Annotated in this window: 23 protein-coding genes, 1 pseudogene, 2 riboswitches and 2 other annotated features; of the genes and pseudogenes, 9 read left to right on the top strand and 15 right to left on the bottom strand. The window is 49.5% G+C overall.

From position 1 onward, the window contains the following. Positions 1-28: 28 nt before the first annotated feature. Positions 29-131: riboswitch (SAM riboswitch) on the bottom strand. Between the two features lie 205 nt (positions 132-336). Further along, positions 337-438, top strand: a riboswitch (SAM riboswitch). A gap of 70 nt (positions 439-508) precedes the next feature. The 4 genes from ON063_RS08940 to ON063_RS08925 are packed head-to-tail and all read left to right on the top strand — an operon-like array spanning position 509 to position 3,471. Next, positions 509-1,663: a 2,3-diketo-5-methylthiopentyl-1-phosphate enolase gene (locus ON063_RS08940; RefSeq protein ID WP_274664900.1), complete on the top strand. Its 1,155-nt coding sequence runs from the start codon at positions 509-511 to the stop codon at positions 1,661-1,663. Further along, complete coding sequence (locus ON063_RS08935; protein ID WP_274664899.1) at positions 1,660-2,310, top strand: 2-hydroxy-3-keto-5-methylthiopentenyl-1-phosphate phosphatase; 651 nt, start codon at positions 1,660-1,662, stop codon at positions 2,308-2,310. Before ON063_RS08940 ends, ON063_RS08935 begins: the two co-directional genes overlap by 4 nt. Continuing rightward, entirely contained in the window at positions 2,307-2,924 is a 618-nt protein-coding gene (locus ON063_RS08930; RefSeq protein ID WP_274664898.1) for a methylthioribulose 1-phosphate dehydratase, read from the top strand. Before ON063_RS08935 ends, ON063_RS08930 begins: the two co-directional genes overlap by 4 nt. A gap of 13 nt (positions 2,925-2,937) precedes the next feature. Then, on the top strand, positions 2,938-3,471 hold the full coding sequence (locus tag ON063_RS08925; protein WP_214744752.1) for a cupin domain-containing protein: 534 nt from the start codon (positions 2,938-2,940) through the stop codon (positions 3,469-3,471). Between the two features lie 18 nt (positions 3,472-3,489). Here ON063_RS08925 and ON063_RS08920 read toward each other — a convergent pair whose 3' ends face one another. From ON063_RS08920 to ON063_RS08910, 3 genes are all read right to left on the bottom strand, one after another. Further along, positions 3,490-3,972, bottom strand: a complete 483-nt coding sequence (locus tag ON063_RS08920) for a DUF4188 domain-containing protein (RefSeq protein ID WP_446719129.1) — start codon at positions 3,970-3,972, stop codon at positions 3,490-3,492. Further along, positions 3,944-4,510: a PadR family transcriptional regulator gene (locus ON063_RS08915; protein ID WP_274664896.1), complete on the bottom strand. Its 567-nt coding sequence runs from the start codon at positions 4,508-4,510 to the stop codon at positions 3,944-3,946. The genes ON063_RS08920 and ON063_RS08915 overlap by 29 nt, the downstream gene beginning before the upstream one ends. 107 nt (positions 4,511-4,617) lie before the next feature. Beyond that, positions 4,618-5,448, bottom strand: a complete 831-nt coding sequence (locus tag ON063_RS08910) for a TerC family protein (RefSeq protein WP_214784949.1) — start codon at positions 5,446-5,448, stop codon at positions 4,618-4,620. Between the two features lie 254 nt (positions 5,449-5,702). Here ON063_RS08910 and folE2 point away from each other — a divergent pair, with 254 nt between their 5' ends. Then, the gene (gene folE2, locus ON063_RS08905; RefSeq protein WP_074035658.1) at positions 5,703-6,614 is read left to right on the top strand and encodes a GTP cyclohydrolase FolE2; all 912 of its coding nucleotides are present in this window, start codon (positions 5,703-5,705) and stop codon (positions 6,612-6,614) included. A gap of 39 nt (positions 6,615-6,653) precedes the next feature. Here the strand turns inward: folE2 and ON063_RS08900 are convergent, their stop codons facing one another. From ON063_RS08900 to pta, 3 genes are all read right to left on the bottom strand, one after another. After that, positions 6,654-6,821, bottom strand: a complete 168-nt coding sequence (locus ON063_RS08900) for a hypothetical protein (protein ID WP_274664909.1) — start codon at positions 6,819-6,821, stop codon at positions 6,654-6,656. Beyond that, the gene (locus ON063_RS08895) at positions 6,818-7,117 is read right to left on the bottom strand and encodes a rhodanese-like domain-containing protein (protein WP_074035656.1); all 300 of its coding nucleotides are present in this window, start codon (positions 7,115-7,117) and stop codon (positions 6,818-6,820) included. The genes ON063_RS08900 and ON063_RS08895 overlap by 4 nt, the downstream gene beginning before the upstream one ends. A gap of 103 nt (positions 7,118-7,220) precedes the next feature. Next, positions 7,221-8,210, bottom strand: coding sequence for a phosphate acetyltransferase (pta, locus tag ON063_RS08890; protein WP_214744764.1), 990 nt, complete (start codon positions 8,208-8,210; stop codon positions 7,221-7,223). Positions 8,211-8,548: 338 nt separating this feature from the next. Here pta and hemQ point away from each other — a divergent pair, with 338 nt between their 5' ends. Together hemQ and ON063_RS08880 are read left to right on the top strand one after the other, a co-directional pair. Then, complete coding sequence (gene hemQ, locus ON063_RS08885) at positions 8,549-9,325, top strand: hydrogen peroxide-dependent heme synthase (RefSeq protein ID WP_274664895.1); 777 nt, start codon at positions 8,549-8,551, stop codon at positions 9,323-9,325. A 75-nt stretch (positions 9,326-9,400) separates the two neighbouring features. Next, complete coding sequence (locus ON063_RS08880; protein ID WP_012727492.1) at positions 9,401-9,547, top strand: hypothetical protein; 147 nt, start codon at positions 9,401-9,403, stop codon at positions 9,545-9,547. Positions 9,548-9,550: 3 nt separating this feature from the next. Here ON063_RS08880 and ON063_RS08875 read toward each other — a convergent pair whose 3' ends face one another. Next, complete coding sequence (locus ON063_RS08875; RefSeq protein ID WP_274664894.1) at positions 9,551-10,489, bottom strand: ATP-grasp domain-containing protein; 939 nt, start codon at positions 10,487-10,489, stop codon at positions 9,551-9,553. 152 nt (positions 10,490-10,641) lie between these two features. Between ON063_RS08875 and ON063_RS08870 the strand changes: the two genes are divergently transcribed. Beyond that, positions 10,642-12,132, top strand: a complete 1,491-nt coding sequence (locus ON063_RS08870) for a potassium/proton antiporter (RefSeq protein ID WP_274664893.1) — start codon at positions 10,642-10,644, stop codon at positions 12,130-12,132. Positions 12,133-12,173: 41 nt separating this feature from the next. Here the strand turns inward: ON063_RS08870 and trpA are convergent, their stop codons facing one another. The 5 genes and pseudogenes from trpA to trpD all read right to left on the bottom strand — a co-directional run bounded on the left by trpA (position 12,174) and on the right by trpD (position 16,391). After that, positions 12,174-12,941, bottom strand: a complete 768-nt coding sequence (gene trpA / locus ON063_RS08865; protein ID WP_274664892.1) for a tryptophan synthase subunit alpha — start codon at positions 12,939-12,941, stop codon at positions 12,174-12,176. Then, positions 12,938-14,125: a tryptophan synthase subunit beta gene (gene trpB, locus ON063_RS08860; RefSeq protein ID WP_214744775.1), complete on the bottom strand. Its 1,188-nt coding sequence runs from the start codon at positions 14,123-14,125 to the stop codon at positions 12,938-12,940. Before trpB ends, trpA begins: the two co-directional genes overlap by 4 nt. 132 nt (positions 14,126-14,257) lie before the next feature. Beyond that, positions 14,258-14,668, bottom strand: a pseudogene (locus tag ON063_RS08855) (phosphoribosylanthranilate isomerase); the annotation flags it as partial. Beyond that, positions 14,644-15,405 (bottom strand): indole-3-glycerol phosphate synthase TrpC, encoded by a 762-nt coding sequence (gene trpC, locus ON063_RS08850; RefSeq protein ID WP_274664891.1) that lies wholly within the window; start codon positions 15,403-15,405, stop codon positions 14,644-14,646. The pseudogene ON063_RS08855 and the gene trpC, both read right to left, overlap by 25 nt. After that, positions 15,402-16,391 (bottom strand): anthranilate phosphoribosyltransferase, encoded by a 990-nt coding sequence (gene trpD / locus ON063_RS08845; protein ID WP_224862453.1) that lies wholly within the window; start codon positions 16,389-16,391, stop codon positions 15,402-15,404. The genes trpC and trpD overlap by 4 nt, the downstream gene beginning before the upstream one ends. A gap of 55 nt (positions 16,392-16,446) precedes the next feature. Then, positions 16,447-16,674, bottom strand: a binding site (T-box leader). A gap of 48 nt (positions 16,675-16,722) precedes the next feature. Then, positions 16,723-16,951 (bottom strand) — a binding site (T-box leader). Positions 16,952-17,145: 194 nt separating this feature from the next. Here trpD and ON063_RS08840 point away from each other — a divergent pair. Next, on the top strand, positions 17,146-18,507 hold the full coding sequence (locus ON063_RS08840; RefSeq protein WP_274664890.1) for an amino acid permease: 1,362 nt from the start codon (positions 17,146-17,148) through the stop codon (positions 18,505-18,507). A gap of 86 nt (positions 18,508-18,593) precedes the next feature. Here ON063_RS08840 and ON063_RS08835 read toward each other — a convergent pair whose 3' ends face one another. The 3 genes from ON063_RS08835 to ON063_RS08825 all read right to left on the bottom strand — a co-directional run. Next, positions 18,594-20,096, bottom strand: a complete 1,503-nt coding sequence (locus ON063_RS08835) for a murein hydrolase activator EnvC family protein (protein ID WP_274664889.1) — start codon at positions 20,094-20,096, stop codon at positions 18,594-18,596. Positions 20,097-20,516: 420 nt separating this feature from the next. After that, the gene (locus ON063_RS08830) at positions 20,517-20,882 is read right to left on the bottom strand and encodes a DUF423 domain-containing protein (RefSeq protein WP_214784974.1); all 366 of its coding nucleotides are present in this window, start codon (positions 20,880-20,882) and stop codon (positions 20,517-20,519) included. Positions 20,883-20,894: 12 nt separating this feature from the next. Then, positions 20,895-21,101, bottom strand: a 207-nt coding sequence (locus tag ON063_RS08825; RefSeq protein WP_274664888.1) for a TRIC cation channel family protein, incomplete at its 5' end; no start/stop codon positions are given.

Raw genomic sequence — 21,101 nt, 5'->3', positions numbered from 1 at the left:
GAAAGAGGCACACCCAAATTGGTTGTTCCTCTCATCTTTCAGACATATGTCTGGTGGATGTAGCACCGTGCCAAATGGTCGGTTGCTGCGGCGTCTTAGGGCCAATTCCCTCTGCCAACTCGCGATAAGAGTAAATGATGTAATTGTGTTTGACGTGTTGAGACGAATATTACGGACTAGGCACGCTAGTTGTCAATCCTCTATTTTCGGTCGACTCCCTATTTTTGACACGCATATATAGAAACATTATTTTAAAACTTTTTTTCTCAAAAAAAGGAATTGACGAGTGAGCGATTCTATGTAAAAATTCAATTAAATTTCACAACTTCACAACTATTCTTATCAAGAGCAGACGGAGGGACAAGCCCGATGATGTCGCAGCAACCGACCAGAAATGGCACGGTGCTAATTCTTGCAGCTATCGCTGAGAGATAAGAGTTCATTGTTTTCGAATGACCTCTTGCCTTGGCATGAGGTCATTTTTTGTTTGACCTGAAAGGAGGAACTTATGGGAATCATCGCAACTTATGAAATCAAACATACCGATCACGTCGAACGCGTGGCTGAGAAAATCGCACATGAGCTGACCGTCGGAACATGGACCGAATTGAACCATCTCGAACAGCATCAACTACAGGCGTTCCGTGGCGAGGTCATCGATACCTCCCAACAGGAAACGACGAGTCGTTTCTCGATTCGTTACCCGCTACATAATGTGACGCCGGACTTCTCGTCCATTCTGACGACGACATTCGGAAAACTGTCGCTCGACCCAAACGTCCAATTTGTCGACCTATCGTTCCCGAATGAGCTCGCATCGGACTTTCCGGGTGCCGCATTCGGCGTCGAAGGTGTCCGCAACATCCTTCAAGTACACGACCGACCGCTCGCCATGAGCATCTTCAAAGGCGTCATCGGGCGTGACCTTGATTTTTTGGCGACACAACTTCGTGACCAGTTTGCAGGTGGCATCGATCTCGTGAAAGACGATGAGATTTTATATGACAACCCGCTCACCCCATCGATCGAACGGGCACGGGTCGGGGCATCGATCATTCAAGAACATCAAGAACTGACGGGTCGTTCCGTTCTATACGCCGTCACGTTGAGCGGACCCGTTTTCACCTTACGCGACCAGGCAAAACGTTTGATCGAGGCAGGCGCGACCGCACTGTTGTTCAATGTGTATACGTACGGGCTCGATGCGTTACGAGAGCTCGCCAAAGACCCTGAGATTCACGTCCCGATTTTGGCACATCCCGCTTTCGCGGGAGCGTTGACCGGATCGATTCGTCATTCCCTCCTTTTCGGGAAACTGATTCGACTCGCCGGGGCGGACTTGACGCTCTTCCCGTCGCCATATGGTTCACTCTCGACACCGAAAGACGAAACACAACAGATTCAAACGTATGCGACGGAATCCCATTGGACGAAACCGATTCTGACGGTCCCGTCTGCCGGGATTCACCCAAGACTCGTTCCGGATTTGATTCGTGACTTCGGAACGGATGTCGTCATCAATGCAGGCGGTGGGATTCATGGGCATCCCGACGGTGCGGTTGCCGGTGCGAGGGCATTCCGCCAAGCAATCGATCAGGCAATCGGTAAAACGAGCGAGACCGATGCGTTATCGACTGCGCTGAATGCGTGGGGTGCGCGATGAGTACGCACGTCATCTGTGATTTCGACGGAACCATCACGGAAGAAGATAACATCATCGCGTTGATGCGACGCTTCGCCCCACCTGAATGGGTCGAACTCAAAGATGGTGTTTTGAACCGAACGCTCTCCATTCGAGAAGGCGTCGGTCAGATGTTCAGCCTGCTCCCGAGTAACCAGCAAGAGCGGTATCGTGAGTTTCTTCAGTCGACCATCACGCTTCGAGCGGGGTTTGTCGAGTTTTTGCAAGAGACCCAGTCGCACGGCTTTCGGTTTGATGTCGTCAGTGGGGGCATGGACTTTTTCGTCCATCCGATTCTAGGAGGTCATGTCGCACCGGAACACATCTACTGCAATCACGTTGATTTTTCAGAAGCGACAGCGCGCGTTACATGGCCTCATTCATGTGATGCCCATTGTTCGAACGATTGCGGATGTTGCAAACCGACGATTGCCCGACAGATTGTCGCACCTACCGACACGTTGATTGTCATCGGGGACTCCGTCACCGATTTTGAAATCGCCAAACGTGCCGACGTCGTGTATGCGCGCGGTCAACTGATTTCGCTATGCGAGGCGGAAGGCCTCCACTATGTTCCGTTCGAGACATTCTATGACATTTCAGCTCACATGAAAGGAGTGAACGTATGACCGTAAAAGAACGATGGATTGAACTTGCCGACATTAAAGACGAGCTTGCCGCAAGGGACTGGTTCCCTGGGACGAGTGGCAACTTGGCGATTCGCGTATCGGACGACCCGTTGACGTTCCTCGTGACAGCAAGTGGTCGTGATAAACGGAAGCGTACGGATGAAGACTTCGTCCTCGTCGATGCGACCGGTCAATTGATTGGAGAGCAAACAGGCAAACCGTCCGCGGAGACGTTGCTACACGTCGAAATCTTTAACAAGACGAACGCAACCTGTTCCCTTCACGTGCACACGGTCGACAACAACGTCATCTCAGAGCTTTACGCGACGAACGGACATGTCACGTTCACGGGTCAAGAAATCATAAAGGCACTCGGCTATTGGGAGGAAACGGCAAGCGTCCAAATCCCCATCATCGAGAACCATGCGGATATCCCGACACTCGCCCGTGCATTTGCCCCACATGTCACAAGCGATGCCGGTGCCGTCCTCATCCGGAACCACGGGATTACCGTTTGGGGGGAGACGCCCGCTGCAGCAAAACGTTATTTAGAAGCATATGAATTTTTATTTAGCTACTCATTAAAATTACGCGCCTTAGGCGTCCATTCATAAGGAGGAATTCAACATGGCAACAATTTATTTTCAACAAACCGAAGAACGTGTCAGTGATCAACAAGAGGTACGTGACTTTTTAGACTCACGAGGCATCCTTTACGAAGCATGGGATATCGCGAAATTACCAGCTTCCCTTCAAGAAAACTATCAACTGACAGATGAAGACAAAGCTGTCATTTTATCGACGTTCCAAGACGAAATTCAAGACGTATCGACGCGACGTGGTTATCAAACGGCTGACGTTATTTCCTTGTCTGATGCGACGCCAAACTTAGACGAATTGCTCGTCAACTTCCAAAAAGAACATCACCATACGGACGACGAGGTTCGCTTCATCGTCAGTGGTCACGGCATCTTTGCGATTGACGATGCAGAGCGCGGATACTTTAATATCGAGCTCAATCCGGGTGACCTCATCTCGGTGCCGGTCAACACGCGTCATTACTTTACGTTGCAAGAAGACCGCCAAGTCGTCGCCGTTCGTATTTTCGTGACGACCGAGGGCTGGGTGCCGATCTACGACAAAGAAAATGTGAATGCATAATAAAAACGGGCAGGTGCGTCATGCATCTGTCCGTTGCTTTTGCTTGTGTAAAGACCGTTCATCCAATCGCTCTTTTGCCGAATTTCTTCCTTTGCCTACATCCACAGTACCAAGCGCTTTACCGAGACCACGGTCTGGCAGATTGACGTACATCGTCTCATAATTACTCACCGCGTACGTTTCGTGGAAAATACCAACGACATCCGTCGCTCTTGCCTTTTGATTGAATGATTTCCAAGCTTCAAGATGCGTTTTCCCGTGGGCATAGTCGAGTAATTCATCTGTTGACCGCCAATATTGAATCAACGTGACCGAGCGCCAGCCAATCGTCAAGTCATGTGATAGAAAGCCAAGTTCCTTTTGTGTATACAGTTCTTTCAGCATGGCCGGCATGGCATTGAAGACCGGCCACCATTTTCGAATCGATCGCAAACGATTCACTCGTAAGCCAATGACAAACACTACCACTTCTTCATTCGGGACGGCCATTTTGCGCGCCATCATTTTCTCCTCCTTTGAGGGTGATCACAGCTGCTTCACACCATTCCATCAATGCATTCGTTTGGCGTTTTCCATAATCGAGTGTCAACAGCCAATAAACAGCGTCAGGTGAATGCGAGTCGCTCGCTTGAATCATCGTCTCGATGGCTTTATACGTCTCCAGTCGTTCCCGTAGCAGTCGTTCATGATGTGTAATTTTGCTGATTGTTTGCTCCGTCGTCTCATGTCGAGCGAAGAACAATTTTAGCAAGAGCTCATTCCGTTGAACTGGTAACGTATCCGGCTCTTCTGCAATCCATTGTCTTAACTCGTCGTGACCGCTTGACGTCAGCTCGTATGCTTTCCTTTCATTGTCTTCTACCTGATGAATCAACCCTTCTGTTTCTAACGTCCGGAGCATCGGATACACTTGACCGAAACTAATTTTCCAAAAATGGTTAAGGCTACGATCAATCATCTGTTTCATGTCATATCCTGTTCGACACTCCGTCGTCAATAAGCCTAAAACAGCGTATCGTGTCATATTTTCACGAGGCATTCAATCCCCCCTATCTAAAAGATAGTATCTATTTGATATATTCCCTCGTATCACAGAAATGAAAACAAAAAAAGCGTACTTCCCGTGAGAAGATACGCTTTTGGAGATTATGCTTGTTTTGCTGTTGGTTTCGATGAGAACCAGCCCCATGTCGCAATCCCGACCATGACCGACCAGAAGAAGATGGTCCAAGCTGTCGAGTGGACGAATCCGTCTGGGAGTCCCATGAATTCGAACGGCGTACCGGCAATCAACTCTTTGAACCCTGGGTGCTCGAGTACGAGAACCGTCAATTTGACCCCGACCCAACCGACGATGATGAAGGCGGCCGTTTCAAGTGTAGGACGCTGATGAAGCAACTTGACGAAAATACGTGCCGCAAATCGCATCAAGACGACCCCGATGAGTCCACCTGTCAACACGACGAAGAACTGACCCGAATCAATCCCACCGATTTCACCAAGACCGAGTGGTGGCAAGCTGACCGCAAGTGCGACCGCTGCTAAAATCGAATCGACCGCAAAAGCGATGTCCGCAAACTCAACTTTCGCAACAGTGAGCCAAAACTCTTTCTTCGATACCGGCTTTTCTGTGACAGCCGTCTCTTCTTTCGCTTCAGCCGCCAACTCCTGCTGCGGCTCCATCTTCCTCGCCTTATAGGTCATATACAGGTGTCGCGCACTCATCCCGATTAAGTAAAGTGCACCGAGTGCCTGTACTTGCCATACGTTGATCAAGAACGAGATCAAGAACAATGCGATAAATCGGAAGACGAACGCCCCTAAGAGTCCGTAGAACAATGCCTTCTTCTGCTCTGTACGCGGCAAGTGTTTGACCATGACGGCCAAGACGAGCGCGTTGTCTGCAGATAACAAGCCTTCCAAACCGACGAGTACGACGACGATCCAGGCATACTGCAGGACTAGCTGCCAATCCATAAAAACATCTCCTTTTTTCTTTCAGTTCCTTCATATTTAACAGTGATCTATTTTTTAAGTTCACAGGACCATTTTATTCCCGTTCACAAAGTAAATCAATCCTCTTTCTTCAATATCTGAAGGATTTTTTTGCGATTGCATATTGAAAACATGTTATGAGAGCAAAATCATACCCGTTCAGCCATCATTTCGTGATAAAATCCTAACAAGAACGAGTGGTCCTTTGAACCGCTCTAAAAAAGGAGAATCCGATTATGTCTACAAGCCATGTCGCTTTACCTACTAAAGCAGAACGACATAAATTGTTCGGGTCGGTCCCACCGATTAAAGGAACAAAGCCGACCGAGAAAGAACAGATGGTCGATTTACAAAATACACCGAAAAACTTCTTATTCGCCCTCGACAGTGTCGGCATCTCAAATGTGAAGCACCCTGTGAACGTCGAGACGCCAGAAGGGGTCCAATCAACGGTCGCTACATTCGAATTGACGACATCGCTCGTTCAAGACCGTAAAGGAATCAACATGTCCCGTTTGACGGAACAGCTCGACGCGTACCATCAACAAGGATGGACGGTATCGAACCGTTCGTTGATCGAGTTCGCACAGGAGCTCGCCGAGCGTATGGAACAAACGGAAGGCCAATTGACAATCCGTTACCCATGGTTCTTCACGCGTAAAGCACCTGCGACAGGTCTTAGCGGTTTGATGAACGCGGACGTTATGCACCGTGTGACGTATAACCTTGAAACGGGCGTCGCAAACGTGACGGTCGGTCTCGTCATCAACGTCACGACGCTTTGCCCATGTTCAAAAGAAATCAGTGAGTACAGCGCCCATAACCAACGTGGGTACATCACGATCGAAGCAGGTCTTGATGAGACATCGATGGACGGATTCGACTGGCGTGCAGCACTTCTCGATGCAGCGGAGTCGAACGCCTCAGCACCACTTCACCCTGTCCTCAAACGTCCGGATGAAAAGCGTGCGACTGAAATCGCGTACGAAAACCCACGTTTCGTAGAAGATATGGTCCGCTTGATTGCGGCTGACTTGTACGAAATGAAAGAAGTCGTGAACTTCTTCGTCGAATGCCGTAACGAAGAATCGATTCACCAACACGATGCCATCGCATCAATCACATTCGATAAGCGTCAAGACGCATAAAAAAATGCGGAACCTCTGTTAAAGAAGGTTCCGCATTTTTTATAGACTTGTCACGAGTTCAATCGTCAATAAGATGATGATGAGCATCACCCACACTGCCCAGACGAGTCGCCACTTCTCCCAGTCAAATCGCTTCATCACCGCATAGACCGTGAGGTAAAGCGCAATGAGAAGCGGTATGACGACCCAAGGATTCTCTAGCATCACGCTTCGATGTCGCCATCCCAAGCGAGCATTCCGCCGTCGACATTGACGACTTTATAACCTTGCGATTCTAAGTAATCACACGCCGTCTGGCTCCGTCCACCTGAACGACAGATGACGTGATACACATTATCTTGTGCCAACTTTTCTGTCACATGTGGAAATTCAGATAGTGGATAGAGCGGTACGTTCGGGATATGCCCTGCATCATATTCATCTTGTTCGCGCACATCGATGATATGGAGAGACTCCCCGTTCTCTAACTTTTCTCGTAATTCCGTCGCATGAATGCTTTGCATACATAGCTCCCCTTTCGATAATGGATTCCTCTTATAGTTTACCTCAGCTCCCCTTCAAAAAAACACAAAAAAAGCACCCTTCTATCAAGAAGGATGCTCCAACTTACGCTTCGTTGCGCTCGTCGATTGCTTGTGCTGCTGTGATGAGTGTCAATTTGTAGACGTCCTCTTCGTTACAGCCACGTGATAAGTCGTTCACTGGTTTGTTGAGACCTTGAAGGATCGGACCAATCGCTTCGAATCCACCGAAACGTTGAACCATCTTGTAGCCAATGTTTCCTGCTTCAAGACTTGGGAAGACGAATACGTTCGCCTTACCAGCAACGTCAGAACCTGGTGCTTTCTTCGCCGCTACGCTAGGAACGAATGCCGCATCGAATTGAAGTTCTCCGTCGATTGGAAGGTTCGGTGATTTTTCTTTTGCAAGGCGTGTCGCTTCCACGACTTTCTCTGTTTCAGGTGACTTCGCAGAACCTTTCGTCGAGAAGCTAAGAAGCGCAACTTGTGGGTCGATACCGAATGTCTTCGCTGTCGCTGCCGACAAGAACGCGTTCTCTGCTAAGTCTGCCGCGTCCGGTGCGATGTTGATTGCACAGTCCGAGAAGACGTATTGCTCGTCGTCACGTACCATGATGAATACACCTGACGTCTTTTTGATCCCTGGTTGCATTTTGATGATTTGAAGTGCCGGACGTACCGTATCGGCCGTCGCGTGCATCGCGCCTGAGACAAGACCTTCTGCTTTGCCTGTATGAACGAGCATCGTTCCGAAGTAGTTCACGTCTGATGTAAGGAGTTCGCGCGCTTGTTCAGCTGTCGCTTTCCCTTTACGACGCTCGACGAATGATTCAACGAGAACATCGATATCTTCGTATGTCGCTGGGTCATATTGTGTCAAACCTGAGATGTCAAAACCGTGTTTCGCCGCAACCGCTTCAACGTCTGCTTTCGCACCGACGACGATCGGTTCTACCATACCGTCCGCCTTTAATCGAACAGCCGCTCCAAGAACACGCTCATCGACGCCTTCTGGGAAGACGATTGTCGGACGAATCGGACTGACTTTTTGCTTCAACGTTTCAAATAATTTCATAACGAATGAACCCCTTTTCTCAATTTACAGCATGACTGCTAGTGGTTTTGCCGTTGACTTGTGTCTTTACGCGATTTCAATTATACACAGTACCCTTTTTAAAATAAACTATTCTGCCCATTTCGCCATAAATCGCTTAGAATCAATCATTATATGAATAGAACAGTTTCGATAAATCGACTGATACAGCCATTTTTGTAGCCGTTTTCATGTTTCTGTCCTCTGTTCTTTACCCTTCGTGAATCGTGATAACCCTCACAGTGTCTCAAAGTTGCCAGTCAGTGAAGCGTGTATGGTAAAATAGACGGCGAAGCCAAGTCCCGAAAGGAGATTTTTTTATGTCAGAACGTCCAGTACCTACAACAGATACACAACATGCCGCCGCCACGTTAGACGGATGGTATACACTTCATGATTTCCGCACAATCGATTGGGCTCGATTGAAGCTCGTCGACGCCGAGAAGCGTCAACACATGATTGACGAGTTCACCGCGTTCCTCACTTCTCTTGACGAAGTCGAAGCAAAAGGTGAAGGAAGCCACGCTTTCTACTCGATTCTCGGTCAGAAGGCAGACCTCGTCTTGATGGTCCTTCGCCCAACATTCAACGAACTTGAAGACGTCGAGCGCGCATTCCGCAAAACAGCGCTATACGACTATATGATTCCGTCATATTCATACGTGTCGGTCATCGAGCTCGGGATGTATCGTGGATCTGGAGATGGGGACCCATATCAAAACCCTCATATCCGCTCACGTCTCTACCCAACGCTTCCAAAAGCCGCACACATTTGTTTCTATCCGATGAGTAAGGCTCGTCGCGACGGTGACAACTGGTACATGTTGTCGATGGATGAGCGCAAAGACCTCATGTATCGCCACAGCATGATTGGTCGTAGCTATGCCGGTAAGATTCAGCAGTTCATCGGTGGATCAACTGGATTCGATGCATGGGAATGGGGCGTCACGCTCTTCGCTGAAGATTCACTTCAGTTCAAGAAAATCGTTTACGAGATGCGTTTTGACGAAGTGAGTGCAAAATACGGTGAGTTCGGTGACTTCTATGTCGGGAACATTTTACCGAAAGAAAAGTTGAGCACATTCTTTAGCGTGTAAAAGGTTTACGCGTATAGCACCTCGGGAATTAAGGATGATGTAAGCAAGTTATCCTAATCAACGAGGTGAACAACGATGCGCGTGTTTAAAGAAACCGATCGTGACACTGCGGAACGTTTAGATTCGTTCATCGAACGAATGGCACCGACAGCAGAATTAGTCCAACATCGATTTGAAGAGCAACTTAAACATACACAGCAAAAGGGTCAGGCGAGCGCCTGACCCTTATTTTGTCGTGGTGACATGAAGTGCGTCCCCTAAGAAACTAGCCAATTCAAGCATCCCATAGCGCCCTGCTTTCGCTTCAGCGTCGGAATTGTAGTTCGTATTCGTATTGACGTCATAGGCATAGACGTTGCCGTCTCGGTCTCGAATGATCTCAATCCCCGCAATATCGATCGCATTCGCTTTCAGGAACTGTTCGAGCTTTGGAATGATCGGGTCATCGAATCCTTCGACGATTTCGAACTTCGCCGGTGGCGTCTCCCCAACCGGGCAGAATTGGTCTTCAATCGAGCAGGCGTCTGCCGGGCAGAGCTCGAATCCTTCCGACGTATCGACACGCACCGCATAAACGAACTTCCCACCGATGAATTCACAACGGGTAATATACGGCTCTGGGGCTTCGATATACTGTTGGATGAGCGTGATGCCGTCAACCGAGTCCTCGAACGAGGCACCATACACATAATCTTTCAATCCTTCGATCGTATGGAACAATTGGACACCGAGTCCTTTCCCGGCACGATTATGTTTCGTGATGAACGGTGCCATGTCTAGCTTTTCGGCCGCCTCGATAATTTGGTCTTTACCGACCGCCGCAATCGTCTTCGGCACACGAATCCCTTCACGACGAAGCGCCGTGTACTGATTGACTTTGCTCACTTCTAGACGGATGGCACGCGTTCCGTTGAACACGGTGCGGTCATGCGCCTCTAGCCAAGCGAGGACGCCTTCTGTCAATTCGGGTGCGTACCGATGCCCGCGTGTGTGCGAAGAAGCGCTCATGCGATTATAAAAGACACCTTCCGGGGGCGTTGCTTCGAGATCAATCGTCCCTTGGTCCAAGTGCCATAGTTCATAAGGCAACTGCAGTTCTTCTAAGCGATGAACCAGATGGTTCGTCCATTCTTCGTTCTCATGAATGACGTGAATTTTAGACATCATCATCCCTCCTTATTCTTGTTCTCACTTTACCATATCCATAACTTATAATTCCAATGTGTAAGGTTGGTCTAATCGTCAATTCTGAAATATCAGACGATTTCATGGTACAATGAACTTAAGAGTATTGTTTTGGAAAGGAAGTGTTGTGTTTGCCCGTACCTGTCATCAGTACTGATGTACTCATTTTACTCTTCGGTCTACTTCTTGTAGCCGGTGTCATGGCGACGCGAATCTCGACTCGCTTCGGCTTGCCTGCTTTGATCTTATTTATGGGAATCGGCATGGTCATGGGAAGCGATATCACCGGTCTCATCTTCTTCGACGACTCCAACCTGGCGCAACTGATCGGGGTTGCCGCCCTGATTGTCATTTTGTTTGAAGGGGGGCTTCAGACGAAATGGTCATCGATTCGGAGTGTCCTCGCTCCAGCCGCCTCACTTGCGACGTTTGGTGTCTTAATCACCACGACTGTCGTCGCCGTGGCCGTTCGTTTCGTATTTGGTTTCGATTGGATTGAATCTTTCTTATTCGGTGCGATTATCGGTTCGACCGACGCGGCGGCCGTCTTCGCTGCATTTAAAGGAAAGAACATCTCACCGAAAGTCGGTGCGACACTCGAAGCCGAGTCCGGCACGAACGACCCGATGGCAATGTTTTTGACGATTCTCGCCCTCGACTTCATGATGAAGCCAGGCACGACCATATGGGATGGCATTTGGATGTTCATCCTTCAGATTGTTGTCGGAGCCCTCATCGGCTTCATTCTCGGCCAGCTGTCCCGCCTCATGTTGAATCATCTGAGATTAGAGTCGAGCGGACTACATGCCGTCCTCATGATTTCAATGGCGTTCCTCACCTATGGTGTCACAGCCTACTTATTGGGAAGCGGATTACTAGCGGTCTATATCGCCGCCATGATTGTCGGAAATGCGGATACGGCGCATGAAGTGACAATCGTCCAATTCTCAGAAGCACTCGCATGGATCATGCAAATCATCATGTTCGTCATTCTTGGGTTACTCGTCTTCCCACGTCAACTCATCGAACCGGACTTGATTTGGAAAGGACTACTCATTTCATTCGTCCTCATGTTCTTGGCCCGTCCAATCGCCGTCTATCTATCGACGCTCGGGATGGCGTTTACGAGAAAAGAAAAATTCTTTATTTCATGGGCTGGTCTAAAAGGAGCCGTACCGATTGTCCTTGCAACTTTCCCGCTCATTGCCGGCACTGATAATAGTCAACTGTTATTCAATGCTGTCTTCTTCGTCGTCGTGACGAGCGCCTTGATTCAAGGAACGACGTTGACGCCGCTCGCTGAAAAATTAGGGTTGCTCGGACCAGATAAAATCCGTTCGCCGTATACGATCGCCCTCGTCTCGAGTAAACAGTCCCAACATAAGCTCGTTCCTTATGTTGTCACGGAGAGTTCTTCAATGATTGGCAAGACGCTCGCAGACATTACGCTCCCACCGAACACCGTCGTGAACGCCATCGTCCGAAATGAATATTTGATTCCACCAAATGGACAGACATCCATCGAGGAAGGCGACCTTTTATATGTGCTCGCCTCGATGTACCGTCATGATCAACTTGACAAAACATTTGGTGAAGACGGTCTCGACCGAGTGGAACTATGAGTAAACGAATAACCGGCGCCTCAATCGAAGCGCCGGTTTTCTTATGCATGTATGTGCTTTGCCGATTGGATCAACGTCTCGACGTCTTCTGTTCGACCTTCATGGAGTGCCTCGACGATGAAGCTCCCGACGACGACACCATCACATGCCTGACCGAGCGTCTGTACTTGCTCCGGCAAGTGTACACCGAATCCTGCTAAGACAGGGACGCGTGACTGCTCTGTCAATCGAGTCAAATAGGCGAGTAACTCGTCCGGAAACACATCCGCTTTCCCAGTCGTTCCTTTGAGCGTGACCGCATAGACGAATCCTTCCGCTTTCTCTAAGATGGACGCCGTACGCTCTTCGCTACTCGTCAATGTAACGAGCGGAATGACGGCGACGTCATGCCTGTCGATATCTGCGAACAATTGGAGACTCTCTTCAAACGGGAGATCCGGAATGATGACCCCACTTACGCCGCATTCGTTCGCTCGGTCAAAGAACGATTGGACCCCAAACCGAAACACTGGATTCAAGTATGTCATCAAGACGATTGGAACGTTAAATTGATCATTTCCTTCTATTAAATGGTTCAATACCATTTCAAGCGTCACACCTGCTTCAAGAGCACGCATTCCCGCCGCCTCAATGATTGGGCCATCTGCCACCGGGTCAGAGAAAGGGATTCCTAGTTCAATCGCCGTCGCACCCATCTGTTCTAGTTCTACGATGGTCGGAATGAGTCGGTCCATTCCCCCGTCTCCAGCCATAATATAAGGGACGAACGCCGCTCCTTCTCGTTCTCGAATCGCTGTCTCTAGTTTCATCGTGTCGCCACCTTCTCTCGGATTGTATGGACGTCTTTGTCTCCGCGTCCCGATAAACAAATCACCAATGTTTCGTCTTCTCCCATTGTCTTCGCGAGCGTCTCTGCGTAAGCGAGAGCGTGCGAAGACTCCAAGGCAGGAATAATCCCTTCTTGTCGGCTGAGTGCGAGACACGCATCGAGTGCCGCGTCATCTGTAACAGCTGCATACCGCACCCGCTCAATATCTTTCAAGAAGCTGTGCTCTGGTCCTACCCCTGGGTAATCGAGCCCGGCTGAGATTGAATGTGCCTCCTCGATTTGACCCGCCGCGTCTTGTAGGACATACATGAGCGAACCATGTAGGACACCGACTTCCCCTTTCGTAAGGGTTGCCGCGTGTTTATCTGTATCAATGCCACTACCTGCTGCCTCGACACCGTAGAGGGCGACCGACTCATCGTTCAAGAACGGATAGAACATCCCCATGGCGTTGCTCCCTCCACCGACACAAGCGACGACCGCGTCTGGGAGGCGTCCTGTCTGTTCGAGGATTTGACGACGCGTCTCTGTTCCGATCACGCTTTGGAAGTCACGTACCATCTGCGGGAACGGGTGCGGTCCGAGTACAGACCCCATCACGTAATGCGTATCGTCGACATGTTTGACCCAGTAACGGAGCGCTTCATTGACGGCATCTTTTAACGTACGGCTGCCTGATTTGACAGGGACGACTTTCGCTCCGAGCAGTTCCATCCGAAAGACGTTCAACGCTTGGCGCTCGACGTCGACCTCACCCATGAAGATGGTGCACTCTAAATCGAGTAATGCACACACCGTCGCAGTCGCGACCCCGTGCTGACCAGCACCCGTCTCGGCGACGACTTTCTGTTTCCCCATCCGTTTCGCGAGGAGCGCCTGCCCGATTGTGTTGTTGATTTTATGGGCACCGGTATGGTTCAAGTCTTCACGTTTCAAATAGACGTTCGTCCCGAGGCGACGACTCAAGTTCGACGCATAGTAGAGAGGTGTCTCACGTCCCACGTATTCGCTTAATAAGGAAGAGAAGCGTTCTTGAAACTCAGGATCTTGCTTCGCCTCTTCGTAAGCGACCTCTAATTCTTCGACCGCTTGCATGAGCGTCTCCGGAATGTACTTTCCACCGTACTGTCCAAATTTCCCGTTCACTGGTTGTGCATACATCATAGTTCCTCCTTGGCGCGTTGAATGAACGCGCGAATTTTTTCGATATCTTTCACACCGTCCGTCTCGACACCCGTCGACGCCGTCTGGTTGAATCGTTTGAATCGCTTGTCTCACATTATCTGGGGATAGACCACCGGCTAGCCAAAACGGACGTTTCGGCCGGTCGATTGCGCCCCAGTCTAATACCTGCCCACTTCCCGGATTCGGATGATCCATCAATCGTACATCTGCCGTCTCCTCGGTCGACGCATCGATAATCGGTAACCCGAAGATGCGAAGTTCTTCCATTGATTGCGTCCGATGGTGAATTTGTAAATCCGTCAGTCCCACGTCCATCGCTTGCTCGATGTCTTCCATTGAAGGACTTAAAAACACACCAACGATTCGAACCGATTGTGGGATCTGTGTAGCTAGCGTCTTCGCTGTCGCCACGTCGATTTGACGGGAACTCGGTGCAAACACGAACCCGATGGCATCCGCTCCCGCTTCGACCGCCGCCTGGACTGCTTCCTCTGTCTTTATTCCACAGATTTTAACGAACATGTTTTCAACTCCTCGAGTAGCCGGGTCGGGTCTTCTTCACGCATGAGTGCTTCCCCGACGAGAATGGCGCTCGCGCCGGCTTCTTGTAAACGTGCTGCCGCCTCGACGGTGCTGACTCCACTTTCGCTAACGAACGTGACTTCGGGGTAGCGTTTCATCAAATCGATCGATGTCTCAAGGGATACCTCGAACGTTTTTAAGTCCCTGTTATTGATGCCGATCAACACGTCATCAAGTTCGAGCGCGATGTGTAACTCCGCCTCGTCATGTACTTCGACTAAGACGTCGAGACCAATGGAACGAGCATATTGCGTCAACTCGTGGAGACGTTTCGGATGAAGGGCTGCCACGATGAGAAGTGCCACACTCGCTCCGTAATGCTTCGCATAGTCGAGTTGTCGTTCATCGATGATGAAATCTTTACAGAGCACCGGAATCGTGACAACGTCGGCGACTTGTCGCAAATCGTCAAACGATCCGTTGAAATACGTTTTGTCTGTCAGAACGGAGATCATCGTCGCACCGGCTTGTTCGTATTGACGAGCGCGTTCGACGACGTCGACCGTTTCCCGAATCATTCCTTTCGAAGGAGACGATCGTTTGATTTCCGAGATGATATGGAATCCATCATTCATCATATTTAAAAGAGCGGCCGGTTTTGTCACAGCAACATCGATGGGCTGCATGCGACTGACCTCTTCGATTTTCGTTCCGATGATTTTCGTTAAATAACTCATGCCTCTACCTCCGTACGTTGTAAGTGTTGTAACACGCGCAAGGCGTGTCCTTCGTCAATGCTTCGTTTCGCCTCTTTCACTCCCTCACGGAGCGTTGAAGTCGTGCCGTACGTGCAAAGGGCCAGCGCCGCGTTCAGTAAGACGACGTCTCGTGCCGGACCTGTTTCTCCGTTCAACACGGCGAGAAGTGTTGCGGCGTTCTCTTCCGGCGTGCCTCCGCGTAATGCTTCGAGCGGCGCCCGCATCAAGCCGACATCTCGTGGGTCGACCGCGTAACGCGCCGTCTGTTCCCCATCAAAGAAGTACACATCGTTCACACCAGCAAGGCTCGCTTCATCGAGGCCTCCCGCACCGTGTACGACCATGCCGCGCTCTACGCCAAGATGACGCATCGCGGTCGCCATTTTCTCAAGTAGCGATGGATGATAAACACCGATCAATTGTCGTTTCGGACGAAGCGGATTCGTCAACGGTCCGATTTGATTGAAGATGGTCGCCGTTGCGAGTCGTTTCCGGACCGGCATGACGTGCTTCATGATCGGATGGACATGTTGGGCGAAGAGGAAACTCAAATTCGTCCGCTTTAAGTCAGCATGTACTTCTTCCGCCGTCTTCACGATTGGAACGTTCAATGCCTCGAGGACGTCTGCGCTTCCCGATCGACTCGATACGCTTCGGTTTCCGTGCTTGGCGACTGGAATACCGAGACCGGCTAGGACGAACGCGACGGTCGAACTGATGTTGAACGTGTTCGCCCCGTCGCCACCAGTGCCGCACACATCGAGTACCGGTAAATCAGTCGGGGGGAACTGTGCCGCTTCACGGATGTACGCTGCGAGTCCCGCCATCTCTTCTGCCGTCTCCCCGCGTTCTTTCATCGCGAGTAGCACCCGTTCGATTTGTGCCTCATCCGCTTGGAACATCTCGCTTGCTGCCACTTTCATATCTGCTGTTGATAATGCGTTTGTCTCCAATTGTTGAATCATCGTCTGTTCCCCCTCTAAAAATGTGTATAAAAAAACTCCACACGACAGTCGTCGTATGGAGGACGGTTCTAGACCGCGGTGCCACCTCTCGTTGATTCCAAAGAATCCACTCTCCGATGCAATCACATCGTATCCCGATAACGGGGGAAACCGTCACGACCTACTTCATTCAGCCATGCTCTCATGAGCCCATTCACGCGGACGCCTCGGTCAGGATCTCACCATCCCTGACTCTCTGGACGAAACGTCTTCTCGCGCTACTCTTCTCAATCCTCGATTTGTGTTATTGAAACGAAAAAGGGGTCACCCGTCTCCTCATAGCTTACGCTACAAGAAGGACGAGTAACCCCGTGGTGCCACCTTCGTTGGTTCTACAGAACCCACTTCACGGACAATCATCCGCTTCCCCGTGATAACGGTGGGTAACCCGCTAAAGCCTACTCAAAGTTCGGTTTAGAGCTCAGAAGTCCATTCGCGACGTCCTATATACTGATTCGCACCAACCATCAGCTCTCTGCCATACAGGATTCGTCGTTACTTCTCTTCGTCGACGCCTTTATTCGTTTCAGTTAAGTTAACTCGTACTATACAGGGCGGATGAATCCATGTCAAATAAAAAAATTAAAAAAACTTTGCCTCTATATGTGCACCTCGAAATGGAGAACCTTCACCGACTTTTCGAATTGACATCGTTTTTTTCCGTCTGCTATAGTCGTCCACAACAACATTTCACTCAACTAAAGGAGAATCGATTTTGGAAACAAACAAACTAAAACGCGAGCTGTCCACCCGGCAACTTACGATGATTTCCCTCGGGAGTGCCATCGGAACCGGGCTTTTCCTCGGAAGTGGGCTTGCCATTCAAACCGCTGGTCCGAGCGTGCTCGTCAGTTATGCCATCGGGGCGTTCATCGTCCTCTTATTGATGGGCGCACTCGCTGAAATGACGGTCGCTCATCCAACATCCGGATCATTCGGAACGATTGCCGAGCGTTATGTCCATCCACTCGCAGGCTTTCTCGTCCGTTACTCTTACTGGGTCGCGAACGTACTCGCTGTAGGGGTTGAAGTCAGTGCAATCGCCATCTATATGCGTTACTGGTTCCCGGATGTGAACGGGTTCGTTTGGGTCGCCCTCTTCGGTGGACTACTCATTTACGTAAACGCCCGTCACGTTCATACGTTCGGAACAACCGAATATTGGTTATCATTCATCAAAGTAACTGCCATCATTCTATTCATCGTCCTTGGTGCCGCTACATTGTTTGGCGAACCAGGATCACCAATCGAATCGATCACAACAGGAAACGAAGGATTCTTCGCTTTCGGATTTTACGGGATGTGGGTGACGATTTTTATTTCCCTTTTCAGTTTTCTTGGAACCGAACTCGTCGCCGTCACAGCCGGCGAAGCGAAAGACCCGGACCAGGCAGTACCACGCGCTTTACGGGCTACCGTGTTCCGCTTGACGTTCTTTTATGTCGTCACGCTCGCCATCATGCTCATGCTCATCCCATGGCAGCAAGCAGGGATTGATCAAAGTCCATTCGTGCTCGTCATGGAACAATTTGATGTCCCGTTCGCGGCAGGCATCCTCAACTTCGTCATTTTGATTGCAGCCTTGTCTGCGATGAACGCGCAGCTTTACGCGTCGACACGTATGATGTACTCACTCGCGGAAGCCGGTGATGCACCGAAAGCATTCAAAAAAATCAGCAAAAATGGCATTCCGATGTTTGCCCTACTCGTTTCAACAGGCGGGATTGTCCTTGCCGCTTTACTACAAGTATTCATGGAGTCATCGTATCCGTTTTTAATGGGGATCTCGATGTTCGGAGCCATTTTCACTTGGTTCATGGTCTTCGTCTCCCACTTGTTCTTCCGTAAGAAATGGACTGGACGAAAACTACCTGTCCGTATGATGGGGTATCCGTTCCTCCCAATACTCGGGGCAGTCTTACTCTTGAGTCTGATGATCACGACATGGTTCACCGACTTCAATATCTTGTTGAAGTTCGGGATCCCGTGGTTAATCGGCTTGACGATTATCTACTACGTGCGTGAACGAATGCGTAAAAAACAAGATCATCAAAGCGATATCGAACAAGCCAATTAACAAGCCTCCCTTCGCGATAGCGGAGGGATTTTTTTGTACGCATAAAAGCCCCTTTCGCAATCGAAAGGGGCTTTCTGTATGAGGCATCAGAAGAACTGACGCGGGTTGACTGTGCTACCTGCGCTCGTTGCCGAGTATGAGTAGCCGCCTTTATGAATCTCAAAGTGCAAGTGCGGACCTGACGAGTTCCCTGTGTTCCCAAGTGTCCCGATATTCGACCCTTGTGTCACACGCTGTCCTGAGCTGACAGATACCGAGTTCATGTGGGCATAAACTGTCGTCCAAACTTGACCGTTGATAACGTGCGCGATCATGACGTGGTTTCCATATGCGCCACCCCAACCTGCACGAATGACCGTACCTGTCGCAGATGCACGAATCGGTGTACCTGTTGGACCAGCGATGTCTACACCGTTATGGAACGTGTAGCCATACGCACCACTTGCCGGACCCCATCCTTGTGAGTAGCGTCCTGAAGCCGGTTGAATGAACATCGAGCTAGATGGTGCTGGTGTCGACGTCGTCGGTGCCGGTTTTGGCGCTGGTGCTGGCTTCGGTGCCGGCGCCGGTTTTGGTTCAGGTTTTGGTGCTGGTGCTGATGAAGCCGTGTTGTTTGAAGACGACGAAGACGGGGTATTCGTCTTATTGTCCTGCTTTTGTTGTGCAGCTTCACGAGCCGCTTCCGCTTCTCGTGCTGCCTCTGCCTTACGAGCAGCCTCAGCTTGACGTGCAGCTTCTGCTTGGCGCGCTTCTTCTGCTTTACGTGCCGCCTCTTGACGAGCTGCTTCTTCAGCACGACGACGAGCTTCCTCTTCCTCACGACGTTGTGCTTCGATTTCAGCCGCAATCGCCTGTTCTTGTGCGACTAACGTCGCTTCAATCTCTTGAAGGTCGAAGATTTGCGATTCGAACTTGATGTTCTTCTCTTCAAGCTCTTTGATGCGCTTTTCACGTTGCTTCATTTTCTTCTCAAGCTCGGCTTGACGAACTTCGAGTGCTTTTTGCTGTTCGAGAAGTGAAGCGCGTTCTGCTTTCAAGTCAGCCTGTGCTTCTTTCAATGACTTTTGTGTCGCCTCATAGTCATCAAACAACTCTTGGTCACTTCGCTGAATCGTTCCGGCCGTGATCATACGCGTGACGAGGTCAGAGAGGTTTTTTGAACCGAAGATAAACTCAGCCCAGTTGATCGAACCGCCACCGTTCTTTTGCATCGTGGCCATACGTTCTTTCATCATCGCTTCTTGTGCCTTCATTTTTTCCTGATAATCTACAATGTCGGCTTCAAGATCTTCGATTTTCATCTCAGTTCGCTTGATTTCTTGGCGCTTCATCGCGACATCATTGATGATGTCCTGCAATTGTGCGTCCATTTTATTGACCTCTGCCTGAACTTTCGAAATCTCTTCTTTATTCACTTCAATCTTTGAAGACGTGTCGGCTTGGTCTTTTTTAACGCTATTGCGTTTTTCTTGTACTTTTTGTTGTTCTTCTTGCTTTTCTTTAATCGAAGTCGATGCATCGGCAACTGTATGGGTGCTGATGAGCATCACACCAAGCGTCAGCGTCGAGACTGTGCGTTTCCAATTCATGAATGGGGTACATCCTTTCCTCATAACAAACGTGGGTACCTACTACACTACATATTTTTAAAGCCGTTTCAGTATGTAACAAAAACGATCATTTAGTTAAGTTTCAACACGACTAATTATATCTAACTGTTAGATATTTTCCTGTTAAAGTTATATTTCAATTTTATTACGCACGAACAGGCGCACAGGCAACGAAATCGTCTAACTTATTATTTATCAATACCTTTTTAAATCGTTCGATTTGAAATCTATCTGTAATGTTTTATGTAAATAGAGAACGCTTTACCCTATTTTCAAATAGTAATCTGATTACATCTTTTTAAGGTTTCCAATTGATGGAATGACCCCTCAAAAAAATCCACGCCCTTGCCTCATGTACACATGAGCAAAGACATGGATGTCGATTTGATCGGCCTTCTGTTATAACTTTGTTGCGCCAACAATCACAAAGATCCAAGCGGCGATGAATAACACGCCACCAATCGGAGTCACGGCTCCGAGTTTTGTGATCCCCGTCAACGCCATGACGTACAAGCTTCCCGAGAAAAAGATGATTCCGGCAAACATGAGCCATCCGGCAATGTTAAATTGGCTGATGCTCACACGCATGAGCAGTGTCGCAATCCCAATGATCCCGAGTGCGTGAATCATATGATAAAGCACCCCGGTCTGCCAGTTCGCCAACATGTTCGGTGACAGTCTCTCTTTTAAGGCATGGGCACCGAACGCACCGAGTGCCACGCCGAGTGCCATCAATCCGGCACCAATCATTAATAAGATTTTCATTTCCGTTCCCCCTTATCTGACTTTACGTGCTGGTAAATTCCACTTCCGATAGTAGGATATCACTCGAAGTGTCGCTACGACAATTAATAGTGCATAGACGGCAAGGCCACCTTCGAGCTTGAAGTAATACGTGATGACCGCGATGAGAATCGCCCAAATCGCGTACACTTCCGATTGTAAGACGAGCGGTTTACGCCCGGCCAGTAAGTCGCGGACCAC

This window comes from Exiguobacterium sp. B2(2022) (assembly GCF_028823655.1).
In the GTDB taxonomy this organism is placed as follows: domain Bacteria; phylum Bacillota; class Bacilli; order Exiguobacteriales; family Exiguobacteriaceae; genus Exiguobacterium; species Exiguobacterium aestuarii_A.
Note: the sequence above shows the minus strand (reverse complement) of the source record. Positions and strands in the feature narration are given on the sequence as shown.